The organism is Pseudoalteromonas sp. SWN166 (assembly GCF_015864485.1).
Lineage (GTDB): Bacteria > Pseudomonadota > Gammaproteobacteria > Enterobacterales > Alteromonadaceae > Pseudoalteromonas.
This window is the reverse complement of sequence record NZ_JADYXB010000030.1, coordinates 17,996-30,803: the sequence shown is the minus strand read 5'-3', so window position 1 is coordinate 30,803 and position 12,808 is coordinate 17,996. Positions and strand designations below refer to the sequence as shown.

12 protein-coding genes are annotated in these 12,808 nt (G+C 38.7%); all 12 read left to right on the top strand.

Annotated features, from left to right (window positions below):
* Positions 1-163: 163 nt before the first annotated feature.
* The 12 genes from I6F49_RS15505 to I6F49_RS15450 all read left to right on the top strand — a co-directional run bounded on the left by I6F49_RS15505 (position 164) and on the right by I6F49_RS15450 (position 12,789).
* Entirely contained in the window at positions 164-1,150 is a 987-nt protein-coding gene (locus I6F49_RS15505) for a GGDEF domain-containing protein (protein WP_007579862.1), read from the top strand.
* Between the two features lie 83 nt (positions 1,151-1,233).
* Complete coding sequence (gene ubiE, locus I6F49_RS15500) at positions 1,234-1,989, top strand: bifunctional demethylmenaquinone methyltransferase/2-methoxy-6-polyprenyl-1,4-benzoquinol methylase UbiE (protein WP_024589468.1); 756 nt, start codon at positions 1,234-1,236, stop codon at positions 1,987-1,989.
* 11 nt (positions 1,990-2,000) lie between these two features.
* On the top strand, positions 2,001-2,684 hold the full coding sequence (locus I6F49_RS15495) for a ubiquinone biosynthesis accessory factor UbiJ (RefSeq protein ID WP_165729101.1): 684 nt from the start codon (positions 2,001-2,003) through the stop codon (positions 2,682-2,684).
* Between the two features lie 9 nt (positions 2,685-2,693).
* A complete protein-coding gene (gene ubiB / locus I6F49_RS15490) occupies positions 2,694-4,298 on the top strand; it encodes a ubiquinone biosynthesis regulatory protein kinase UbiB (protein ID WP_197181252.1) in 1,605 nt (534 codons plus the stop codon).
* Positions 4,299-4,378: 80 nt separating this feature from the next.
* The gene (gene tatA / locus I6F49_RS15485; protein ID WP_197181251.1) at positions 4,379-4,621 is read left to right on the top strand and encodes a Sec-independent protein translocase subunit TatA; all 243 of its coding nucleotides are present in this window, start codon (positions 4,379-4,381) and stop codon (positions 4,619-4,621) included.
* A gap of 5 nt (positions 4,622-4,626) precedes the next feature.
* The gene (gene tatB / locus I6F49_RS15480; protein ID WP_197181250.1) at positions 4,627-4,959 is read left to right on the top strand and encodes a Sec-independent protein translocase protein TatB; all 333 of its coding nucleotides are present in this window, start codon (positions 4,627-4,629) and stop codon (positions 4,957-4,959) included.
* A gap of 48 nt (positions 4,960-5,007) precedes the next feature.
* The gene (tatC, locus tag I6F49_RS15475; protein WP_197181249.1) at positions 5,008-5,748 is read left to right on the top strand and encodes a twin-arginine translocase subunit TatC; all 741 of its coding nucleotides are present in this window, start codon (positions 5,008-5,010) and stop codon (positions 5,746-5,748) included.
* Position 5,749: 1 nt separating this feature from the next.
* A complete protein-coding gene (locus tag I6F49_RS15470) occupies positions 5,750-6,268 on the top strand; it encodes a hypothetical protein (protein WP_197181248.1) in 519 nt (172 codons plus the stop codon).
* The gene (locus tag I6F49_RS15465; RefSeq protein WP_197181247.1) at positions 6,268-7,053 is read left to right on the top strand and encodes a TatD family hydrolase; all 786 of its coding nucleotides are present in this window, start codon (positions 6,268-6,270) and stop codon (positions 7,051-7,053) included. The genes I6F49_RS15470 and I6F49_RS15465 overlap by 1 nt, the downstream gene beginning before the upstream one ends.
* Positions 7,053-8,906 carry a sensor domain-containing diguanylate cyclase gene (locus I6F49_RS15460; RefSeq protein WP_197181246.1) on the top strand — a complete coding sequence of 618 codons (1,854 nt, stop codon included), beginning with the start codon at positions 7,053-7,055 and terminating at the stop codon, positions 8,904-8,906. Before I6F49_RS15465 ends, I6F49_RS15460 begins: the two co-directional genes overlap by 1 nt.
* A gap of 12 nt (positions 8,907-8,918) precedes the next feature.
* Entirely contained in the window at positions 8,919-9,929 is a 1,011-nt protein-coding gene (hemB, locus tag I6F49_RS15455; RefSeq protein WP_197181245.1) for a porphobilinogen synthase, read from the top strand.
* 127 nt (positions 9,930-10,056) lie between these two features.
* Positions 10,057-12,789, top strand: coding sequence for an ExeM/NucH family extracellular endonuclease (locus tag I6F49_RS15450; protein ID WP_197181244.1), 2,733 nt, complete (start codon positions 10,057-10,059; stop codon positions 12,787-12,789).
* Positions 12,790-12,808: the final 19 nt, after the last annotated feature.

Below are 12,808 nucleotides of genomic sequence, written 5' to 3'. Positions count from 1 at the left end.
AGTTCCCTAACTATCGTTTTTGCTTTTAAATAGCTCGGATAATGATTACTGTATAAAAAAATAATAAAAAGCTCGGACGCATAACCGCCTCATGGAATGAGATATTTTAAAATTTGCACTTATGCGTACTTAGTTGGTATTTAAAATGATGTTCCATGATTCCATGGCTATTGCACAAGAAAAAATGACCAAAGTGTGTGTTTTTTTAGAGCGCTATACGCTCCCACCTACGCCGCTGAATTATCAAGTTATTTATGCTTATACCAGTCAAACTAATCTCAAGCTAAATAAAGCTTTAGACCGTGCTATCGCTGTTGAAGACAATATAGATAGCGTTTTAATTGAACAACTACATTCTGAGTTTTTAAATACTGGCCACAAAGCGCAAGTCAACATGATTCAAAATGTTGATGGTGTTATAAACTCACTTTCTCAAAATTCTCAAGCTACTGAAAAGCAAATAATTCGCTTTGCGGGTCAAGTGAGCGAATGCGTACATTCGCTAGATGAGAACAACATAGAACAAAGCCGTCAAGCGCTTGAAGTTCTTCATAATCAAACCGCCGAATTACTCAACCAACATAAGCAATTTAAGCAAGAGCTAAGCAAAGCCAAACAACTACACGAAAAAACACAAAAGCAGCTAACTCAACTTCGTAAACAGCATATTATTGATAGCCAAACAGGGCTTTATAAGCGCCATTATTTAACGCAACAAACCCAAGTGTGGACTAATCAACAAAAATCTATTTGCGCAATAGCGATTCAAATAGACAACCTTGATCACTTTACTAAAAATTATGGTGATATTATTGGTGAAGTCATTTTGAGTAAAGTCGCTAAGCAAGTGCAAAAATATGTTTTTCAAAGTGGCTTACCTGGTCGCACAGCAAAAGATCAATTTACTGTTCTCCTCGCCGACATAGACCCAGATACAGCTAATGTTATTGCCGAAAAAGTACGAAATGGGGTCGAAAAGCTACGCTTTGTTAGTTCAAAAACAGGTATCAAGCTACCAAGTATTGGCTTATCACTAGGAATTGCTCAGCATCAACAAGAAGATGATTTTAATCAATTGGCAAAAAAAGCCTCTCATGCGGCTTTTAAAGCACGTTCATTAGGTCAAAGTAGTTACACTGCAGGGCAATAAATTACCTGATAAATCATATTCAAATTGCGCCTACTGTGTACAATAAAGTACACTAACCTCTATTGTCACGATAGAGATTAATCATGAACGAAACCGAACAAAAGACCACGCATTTTGGTTATAAAACAGTAGCCGAGAACGATAAAGCTTCTATGGTTGCTGATGTATTTCACTCAGTAGCTGCAAAATACGATGTAATGAATGATTTAATGTCTTTTGGGGTGCATCGTTTATGGAAACGTCAAACTATTGCAAGCTCAGGTGTTCGTAAAGGCCATCATGTACTCGATTTAGCCGGCGGCACTGGCGACTTAACGGCAAAGTTTAGCCAATTAGTGGGCGAAACGGGTCAAGTTGTTTTGGGTGATATAAACTCATCTATGCTCAAAGTTGGTCGTGAAAAACTTCATAATCTTGGATTAGTGGGCAATATCGACTACGTACAAATGAATGCAGAAATGCTACCGTTCCCAGATAATAGCTTTGATGTGATCACTATTGCCTTTGGCTTACGTAACGTTACCGATAAAGACAAAGCATTACGCTCTATGTACCGTATTTTAAAGCCAGGTGGTCGTTTACTTGTTTTAGAGTTTTCAAAACCAGAGCATGACGTACTTAGTAAAGCTTACGATTTTTACTCATTTAATTTATTGCCTACAATGGGTAAGCTAGTTGCTAACGACAGTGAATCGTATAAGTATTTAGCTGAATCTATTCGTATGCATCCAGATCAAGACACGCTAAAAGCGATGATGGAAGATGCAGGCTTTGAGCAAACAACATACCAAAACCTCACAGGCGGAATTGTTGCGCTGCACCGTGGTTTTAAATATTAAGGCTAGCAGTTATGGCGCTTGAGAAAATAACAAAAAATAATAATGATGCAATGCCATCTGAATTTTTTATGTTACCTAATTTTGTACTTTCGCTTATTGAGCGTGTACTAAATCAAGCACTTAGCCTTGACCCACAATTATCTCAAAAGCTAAGCGCCGTTAAACATCAGCGCTTAGTGGTTGAAGTAAGAGACTGGCAACAAAGCATCCAACTTGTTTATAGCGCTGAGCAATTACACTTATATAGTGCCCAAAGCAATGAAAACGCAGATTGTATGATCAGCGCCGACATAGGTACGCTTTTAGCGCTCAAAAACCCAGCAATGCTTACCCAATTAATTCGCCAAGATAAGCTCGACTTGCAAGGCGACTTAAATATTGCGCAAACTTATAGTAATGCGTTTTCAGGCATTGATATTGATTGGCCTGAGCAGTTTTCTAAATATATTGGCGATACCCCCGCTCAGCAGTTATACCTGCACTTAAAAAAACTAAAACAAAACGGCAGCAAAACCAATACTAAAATAAGTACAATGCTTACAAGTTTATGCCAAGATGAGCTCGCAATTACTATTCATCCATTAGAACTTGAGCAGTTTAAACAAACAAATAGAGAGCTCAAAGGGCAAGTGGCTGCCGTTGAGCAGCGCATAAATGCTTTATTAAACTCTTTTTCATCTCCGAAGCCTCTCTAAGGATTTTTTGTGTCGACTGCACGTTTATATAACATCACCAAAACGTTACTTAGCTATGGGCTAGACGAACTAATTCCAAAACATAAGATCCCTTGGTTTGGTAAAGTAGCTCGCGGCAGTTTATTTTGGCTACGTAATCAACACAAAGAAAAATCTCATGGTTTACGCTTACGTTTAGCACTGCAAGAGCTTGGCCCTGTTTGGATTAAATTTGGTCAAATGCTCTCAACCCGTCGTGATTTACTCCCACATGATATCGCTTTAGAGCTGGCATTTTTACAAGACCAAGTGGAACCTTTTGAAGGTGAGCTAGCCCAAAAAATAATTGAAAAAGCACTCGAAGTTAACGACATAAGCGAATTGTTTAGTGAGTTTTCACAAACACCATTAGCGTCAGCATCAATAGCACAAGTACATACAGCAAAGCTGATTGATGAACACAGCATTGAGCAAGATGTCGTAATTAAAGTCATTCGACCAAATATTCACGAGCAAATTAATGCAGACTTGGCGTTAATGGAAAAACTTGCCAAAGTCCTCGCTAAGGTACACAACGAATCAAAACGTCTTCGTCCTGTCGAAGTTGTTAAGGAGTATAAAAAAACGCTTCTTGATGAACTCGATTTAATGCGAGAAGGTGCCAATGGCATACAGCTAAAGCGTAACTTTGAAGGTTCTGAGTCATTGTATATACCTGCAGTGTATAGTGATTACAGCCGCAGTAATGTACTTGTAATGGAGCGTATTTACGGTATACCCGTATCTGATAAAGATGCGCTTATGGCGCAAAACACCAATATGAAGTTATTGGCTGAGCGTGGCGTAGAGGTATTTTTTACGCAGGTGTTTAGGGACAGCTTTTTTCATGCCGATATGCACCCTGGCAATATATTTGTTTCTCGCGAGCATCCTGAAAATCCAATGTATATCGGTATTGATTGCGGTATTGTTGGTACTTTAAGTAAAGAAGACAAACGCTACTTAGCCGAAAACTTCATTGCCTTTTTTAATCGCGATTACCGCCAAGTAGCACAGTTGCATGTTGATTCTGGCTGGGTACCACACGATACCAGTATTGAAGAGTTTGAATTTGCGATTCGCACTGTATGCGAGCCTATATTTAATAAGCCCCTTGCTGAAATTTCATTTGGTCACGTGCTCGTAAATTTATTTAATACCGCACGTCGTTTTAACATGCAGGTACAACCACAGTTAGTCCTACTACAAAAAACCTTATTATACGTTGAGGGATTAGGGCGTCAGCTGTACCCGCAACTCGACTTATGGAAAACAGCCAAACCCTTTTTAGAAGATTGGGTAAAGCAACAAGTCGGCCCGTTATCTATATTGAAACAAATGTATGCTAACTTACCATTTTGGGCTGAAAAAATGCCCGAGCTACCCGATCTAATTTACCAAAATTTAAAGCGTGCACCACACGCTCATCAACCTCAAGAACAAAAGGTATCTCATAAACCTTTAATTTTAGGTTTATTTGGTAGTGCTACAATGATCATGGCAACACTTTGTTATTTACAGTACGATTTAGTAGCTGCAAGTATTGCAATAGGCTTATCTGTTATTAGCTTTATAGCAGCATGGCGCAGCGCATAAACTGAGTGCTATTTACGCTATTTGGCGTATAATTAGTATTTAAAATAGACATTTAACCATTTTATATATTGGAGAAAACCATGGGTTTTGGTGGTATTAGTATTTGGCAATTATTAATTGTTTTGGCAATCATAGTTTTGCTTTTCGGCACAAAAAAGCTACGCGGTATGGGTGGAGACATTGGCGGCGCTGTTAAAGGCTTCAAAAAAGCAATGTCGGATGACCAAGCTAACGAGCAAGAAAAATCAGAGCAAATTCAACAATCAGAAAAAAGCACTGCTGACGAATCACTCAATACTGAAAAGAACAAAGATAAGGTTTAATTGGTATGGGCATGTGGGAACTTGTTGTTATTTTTATTGTTGGCTTAGTAGTGCTCGGCCCTGAGCGCTTGCCTGTTGCTATTAGGACAGTGAGTAAATGGATTAAAACAGCTAAGTCGGTTGCCAACTCGGTAAAAGCTGAGGTAAGTGAAGAACTTCGCATTCATGAGCTTCACGAAAACCTTAAAAAAGCAGAGCAACAAGAACTAAAAGATTTAAGCCCTGAGTTACAAAGCTCATTAACAGAGCTACAAAAAGCGGCTGAGTCAGTTACCCACAGCTACAAGAAGAAACAACCTGATACACCAAATAACCAACAACTTGATGAAAAAAAGTGAAGTTTATCTCTCACTTTGTGGTCAACTTACTACATGGTATAAAAAATAATGGCTGAGGAAGTAAAATCGGGGTTTGTAGCGCATTTAATTGAGTTACGTGATCGGCTAATAAAAGCACTATTGAGTATTTTTGTTATTTTTATTGCCATTGTATATTTTGCGAATGACATTTACACTTTTGTTGCACAGCCGTTAGTTTCGCATTTGCCAAGTACTGCGACTATGATTGCAACCGATGTAACTGCACCCTTTTTTGCACCTTTCAAACTTACTTTATTTGTCGCTTTATTTGCGTCGATTCCGTGGATATTGCATCAAATTTGGGGCTTTATAGCACCGGGGTTATATCAGCACGAAAAGAAAATGCTCATGCCTATTCTTGCCTCTAGTATTATATTATTTTATGGCGGTATAGCTTTTTGTTATTTTGTAGTTTTGCCAATTATTTTAGGCTTTTTTACAAGTGCTGGTCCCGAGATGATGACTCTTGCGCCCGACATAAGTAGCTATTTAGGATTTGTATTAAAGCTGTTTTTTGCATTTGGTGTCGCTTTCGAAATTCCAGTGGCAATAATGCTGCTATGCTGGAGTGGCGCAACAACAACAAAAAGCTTAAAAGAAAAGCGCCCTTATATTGTCGTAGGCGTTTTTGTAGTGGCGATGTTTTTGACACCGCCCGATGTGTTATCACAAACATTGTTAGCATTTCCAATGCTTCTTCTGTTTGAACTAGGTCTAATTTTAGCAAAATTTTATACCGCTAAACCACAAAAAGAATTTGAGGAATAAAATGAAAAAACAACTACTCTCACTATTGGTTTTATTAAGCGCGCCCGCTTTTGCTGCGCAAACACAATTTAATACTCAAGCGTTACAAGCATGCAGCTTTATTGAAAACGATTTTAATCGCTTACTTTGTTACGACAATACCATTGCAGGTAAATCACTGGTTAAGCCATCAGTAACAAAAATGCTCACACCACCAACGACTAACAATGTACCTCAAGCAGCAGTTACAGCACCAGTGCAAGCAACTGAAAAAGCTGACGATTTTGGTTTAGAACATAAAAAAGAAGAACAAGTAGAAAAAGAAACTGAAATCAAAGCGATGGTTACATCAGTTGATGAGGCTGCTTATGGTGAATTAATTATTTCGCTAGATAACGGTCAACAATGGCGTCAAATTGGCTCTGACAGAATGCGTTTAAAAGAAGACGATACAATTGTAATTAGCCGCGGTGCATTCAACTCCTTTTTACTGAAACAAGACGGTAAAAACCGCTCTATTCGCGTTAAACGCACTAAATAATGTCATATACGTTAGTTGATGCTGGAGTTAACTTAACTAATCATCAATTTGATGACCAGCATCTTGATGTAATTACCCGCGCAAGCGAAGCGGGTGTTACAAACATGCTTATTATAGGCTGCGATATTGAAAGCAGTCAGCAATCACTTGAACTTGCGATAAAGCACCTTCAATATTCTACGGCGGGTGTGCACCCGCATGATGCAAAATCAGCGACTAGTGGACTCGAAGCACAACTAACCGCCCTTGCAAATAATAAGCAAGTTATTGCCATTGGTGAGTGCGGCCTTGATTATAACCGTGACTTCTCACCTCGCGATGTACAACGTGATGTTTTTAGACGCCAGTTAGTACTTGCTCAAAAGTTAGACTTACCTGTTTACTTACATGAACGAGATGCAAGTGACGACATGCTAAGCATTCTCAAAGAATTTGATATTCGCGGTGTACTTCACTGCTTTACCGGTAATTCAGCAGCTCTGAAGCAATATTTAGATTTAGGTCTTTATATTGGTATAACAGGTTGGGTATGTGATGAACGTCGTGGTAAAGAGCTACAGCAGCTAGTACCTAGTATTCCTATAGATCGATTATTAATAGAAACTGATGCGCCATTTTTAATCCCACGAACAGTTAAACCAAAGCCTAAATCACGTAAAAATGAACCAGCCCTACTCCCTTATATTTGCCAAACAGTCGCACAACTTTATCAAACAAATGAAGAAGTAATAGCTCGCAAAACTACAGAAAACTTTTATCGTGTTTTTGGTTTATTAGATCGTTAATGGCCTATGCAAAGGCATTATTAAGCCTACTAATATTCCTTTGCACTTTTTGCTCTTTTGCAAACCCCGTCGTAATAAAACACGATTTCAATTATCAAAACATCAATAATCTGTACTACTCATTTAAACCAACGTCGCTATTAAATGCGCAACAAAGTAGCGATATAAAGTGGCAAAAAAATATAGGAAAACCTCTTAATTTAGGTCTTGAGCAGCGTCCTGTATGGATAAAATTTAAAATAAAAAACCCCCTTAGTTATAATACAGAGCAATTATTATCGCTAAACAACCCTTTGCTAAACGACGTTCAAGTATATCAGTTACATAACTCGCTATTACTTTCTTACACCCAAATTGGTGATGCCTATACCCTTGATAAACGTACGATAAAGAGTGAATCTTTATTAGTTAAACTGATCAGCCCTGCAAATAGCGAAACGGTTATTATAATGAAAGTGGCGAATAGCTCAGGCTTGCGAGTCCCTTTAACACTATGGCAACCAGAAGCTTATTTAGCACATAAAGGTAAACTTAATTTACTCTATGGCTTATTAATTGGCTTTATATTTTCCTTAGGTATGAGCTGCTTAGTTTTATATGGTTTTTCACGTAAACATTATTTTGTGTATGCTGGTGTTATAACTCTCACATTAGGCAGTGCATTAGCCTATCTTTGTGGTTTTGGCCTTAGGTATATACATCCTAATTCACCCGCGTTACAGCAAGTTATGCTCCCTATATTACTCATGCTTATTACTTTAATGTTTTTGCCTTTGCAAAAGCAAATTTGCCATCCACAGCCATCATTTTTACTAACCGTTCAAAAAGCAGTAGTTAACACTTTAGCTATTTCATTATTATTTATTTGGTTACTCCCAAGCCACATAGTTACACTATTTTGTTTAATCGCGATCCCAATCGCTTTAGTCTTATATATAACAACTACATTTATGTGCATACGTATAACGCCTTCTAAACCGAATAAAGCACTATTGCTCGTATTGGTTTTTTTCTTGGTTGTGATGCTTTATTTTACTATTGCTGTAATGGGGCTATACGCATTTAGCAGGAGTACGCTAGCATTTGTGTTTACATGCTTTTTTAGTTGCACTTTTTGTTTATGTTACAGCGTTATGAAATTATTTATTTTACAGCGTGATGAAGAAGTAATTGCTCAACAAACCTTGATTGCTGAAAATGTAGCCCAAGATACTCTACTCAAAGAGCGTTTAAAGTTACAAGAAAAAACACGTCAAGAACTAGAATCACAAGTGGACGAACGCACCTTTGAATTGCAAGTTACGCTCAGAGAGCTTGAAGAAAAAAACCGGGCCCTTGAGCTACTTAATACCGAAGATGCTTTAACCGGAATAAAAAACAGACGCTTTTTTGATAAAAAACTCGTAATGGAGCTTCGCCGCTCTCGTCGAGAACAAACACCGCTTAGCATTATTATGCTTGATATAGACCGATTTAAAGCCATCAACGATACATACGGACATATTATTGGCGACCAAGTTATTAGAGCTGTATCTGACCTTATAAAAGATCATTTAAAGCGCCCACTAGATGAAGTTGCCCGTTACGGCGGCGAAGAGTTTGTGGTGTTATTACCTAATACCCCCAATGAAGGTGCACAAGATATAGCAGAAAAAATACGATCTGCTATCTCAGCAAGCACTGTAACGGTTGCCAATAACGATATTCAATTTACAATTAGCGCAGGTATATACACCAGTATTGCTGATGACGTTAGCAATCCTCAAATATTCACTGAGTGCGCCGACAAAGCGCTTTATTACGCAAAGCAGCATGGCCGTAATCAAGTAATCACTTTTCCATTACCACAGTAGGAGCATATTAATATGGCCCAATCAGGATTAGACCTTTTCCCGTATACTCGCATGCGCAGAATGCGTCGCAGCGATTTTTCTCGCCGCTTAATGGCCGAAAACCAACTTAGCGTAAACGATTTAATTTACCCTGTATTTGTACTTGATGGTAAAGATCGTCGCGAAGCAATTGAATCAATGCCAGGTATTGAACGCTTATCAATAGATTTGCTACTCATTGAAGCTAAAGAGTTGGTCGAACTTGGAGTACCGGCAATAGCTATTTTCCCGGTAACGCCTGCGGATAAAAAATCATTATTTGCCGAAGAAGCATATAACGATGATGGTTTAGCGCAACGTACCGTAAGAGCTTTAAAAGAAGCCTTTCCTGAGTTAGGTGTAATTACAGACGTAGCACTCGACCCATTTACGACGCATGGGCAAGACGGCATCATTGATGATTCAGGCTATGTTATTAACGATGTCACTACAGAGATTTTAGTTAAACAAGCACTCTCTCATGCACAGGCAGGTGCCGACGTTGTTGCCCCTTCTGATATGATGGATGGTCGTATTGCTGCAATTCGTGAAGCACTTGAAGCAGATGGCTTTATTCATACTCGTATTATGGCCTACTCTGCTAAATATGCGTCTAGCTACTACGGCCCATTTAGAGATGCGGTAGGCTCTGCTGGAAACTTAAAAGGCGCCGATAAAAAAACCTATCAAATGGATCCCGCTAACTCTGATGAGGCAATACGTGAAGTCGCATTAGACTTACAAGAGGGTGCTGATATGGTCATGGTGAAACCTGGCATGCCTTATCTAGATATTGTACGCCGTGTAAAAGACGAATTTGGTGTACCTACTTTTGCATATCAGGTAAGCGGTGAGTATGCAATGCACAAGGCGGCAATTGATAATGGTTGGCTGGCCGAAGAAGCGACAATAATGGAGTCTTTGCTTGCATTTAAACGCGCTGGTGCTGATGGAATTTTAACCTACTTTACTAAGCAAGCCGCACAATACCTAGCTAAAAAGTAAGGTTTTTATAAAAAGGCGGTTAAACCGCTTTTTATTTACACTCGTTTACATTTTTGTATTATTTCCGTCATATTTATTCTCTAAACTGGTGTCCCATTTTGGGATTTAATACACGGGAATAATAAAAATGTTTAAAACAAAAATAACACCACTCGCGCTTGTAATCGCAAGTCTTAGTGCACCAGCATCCGCTGATCTAATCATTTCTGAATATATTGAAGGAAGCAGCAATAATAAAGCGATTGAGCTTTATAATAACTCCTCATCTGAGCTAACCCTTGATCAATACTCATTAAATTTATATGTAAATGGCAAAACTACAATTCAATCAACTCTTGATTTGTCTGGTACTTTAGCAGCTAACAGCACCTTTGTTATTGTTAATTCAAGTTCAAATGATGCACTAAAAGAAAAAGCCAATTTAGAACATGGTGTTGCTAATTTTAATGGTGATGATGCATTAGTCCTAATGCAAGGTAGTTCTGTAGTAGATAGCTTTGGACAACGCGGTGTAGATCCCGGTTCTTTTTGGTCTGAAGGCGCAGTACAAACACAAGATAAAACACTTCGTCGTAAAGACAGCATTACTGTAGGCAGAACAACACCAGATGCAGCATTTAATCCAAGTGAAGAATGGGTGCAGTTTGAAAAAGATGATTTTGATGGATTAGGTGCGCACGCAGGTAATGGTGGAACAACACCTGAACCAGAGCCTGAGCCAGAACCACTTGTTCCACTTGTTTGTGGTGCAGAGAAAGTTTTAATTAACGCTATTCAAGGTGATGGCTCTGCAAGCCCACTTGTTGATACATTAGTAGAACTTGAAGGTGTTGTAACCGCAGACCTTCAAGGTGATGATCAACTAAAAGGCTTTTTTGTTAGCTCACTTGCTGCCGATATAGATGCCAACCCACTAACCTCTGAAGGTGTATTTGTTTATTTTGCAGATACTGATGTAAATGTTGGTGACCATGTGCGCGTACAAGGTACTGTTGAAGAGTATTTTGATGCAACACAAATTGGCAGCGTAAGCCAAGTAGCAGTTTGTAATACAGGTTTAGCTGTAGCAGCTACAAAAATCACTTTACCTTTAGCTGATGCAACTGATTTAGAAGCTTTTGAAGGTATGCTAGTTACATTAGAGCAACCATTAGTGGTTACTAATAACTTTGGTCTTGGTAGATATGGTGAAGTTGAATTAGCTACAGAGCGCTTATATCAAGGGACTCAAATTGCATTACCTGGAGATGCAGCTAATGCAGTTGAAACAGAAAATCTACTTAAAAAGATTTTACTAGATGATGGCTCTACAGTACAAAACTTAGACCCGACAGCTTACCCAACTCCAGGCCTATCTGCAGAAAATACATTACGCACTGGCGATACAGTAAATACTGTTACAGGGGCACTTGCTTATAGCTTTGGCCTTTACCGAATTCACCCAACTTTAGCACCTCAATTCATTGCGACAAATGCACGTGAAGATGCGCCAGAGCTTAATGCTGAGGCAGATTTGCGTGTAGCTAGCTTTAACGTGCTTAATTACTTTAATGGTGATGGCCAAGGTGAAGGGTTTCCTACCGCGCGAGGTGCAGACTCTGAAGCTGAATTTATTCGACAAGAAGCTAAAATTGTAAGTGCAATTAGCGCTATCCAGGCCGATGTTGTTGGTTTAATGGAAATCGAAAATGATGGCTTTGGCGAATTTAGTGCAATTGCAAGCTTAGTAAATGCATTAAACGAAGCTGATTCAGCTAACCAATATGCATTTGTTGACTTTAACGTAGATCAAATTGGTACCGATGCAATTACTACCGCACTTATCTATCGTGCTAGCAAGGTAGAAGAAGTAGGTACTGCTGCTATCACGACTGAGGCTCCATTTGATTTTAGTAACCGCACTCCAATTGCACAAAGCTTTAAATCATTAGAAACTGATGAAGTATTTACTGTTGCTGTCTCACATCTTAAATCTAAAGGCTGTGGCAGTGCTTCTGGAAACAATGCAGATTCAGGTGATGGACAAGGCTGTTGGAATGAAATACGTACAGAAGGTGCTAATGCATTCGCAAATTGGCTTGATAGCAAACCAACCGGTGTTGACGATGAAGATACTATTTTAGTCGGCGATATGAATGCTTACGCAATGGAAGATCCAATACGTGCATTTGCAAATAAAGGATATAAGAATGTAGTTGCAGAGCTTGATGGCAATACACTTGGTTACTCTTATAGTTTCTCTGGTCGTGCAGGTAGTTTAGATCATGCAGTAGCGACCCAATCACTACTAAACAAAATTGTCGCCGCAACAGATTGGCATATCAACTCAGATGAACCTATTTCACTTGATTACAATGTAGAATTTAAAAGCGAAGGTCAACAATCTAGCTTGTATTCTGAAAGTGCATACCGCGCATCGGATCATGACCCTGTAATTATTGATATTAAATCTGAAATTACTTTAACGCCTGAAGAACAAACACCAATAATTGCTGCTGACCAAGTTTTTGCAGTTGATGAAAATAGCGCAATTGGCACAATTATCGGCACGATCGATTTTAGTGATCCAAATGCAGATGAATCACCTGTTGTTAAATTTATTACATCTGATAATGATAGCGTTTCTATTAACAATCAGGGACAGTTAATTGTTGCTGGAGAGATTGATTACGAATTTGAAAATCGTATTACTTTAACAGTGCAAGCTCAAGATAGCGCAGGTAACTTATCTAATGTTGAAAAAGTAGCCGTGAAAGTAAATAACTTACGCTCAGATGACGATAATGATGCAGGATCATTATTATGGTTATCACTTCTTTTAGCACCACTATCAATAGTGCGTAGATTCAAAAAGAAATAACCAACTTTAATCTCAACAT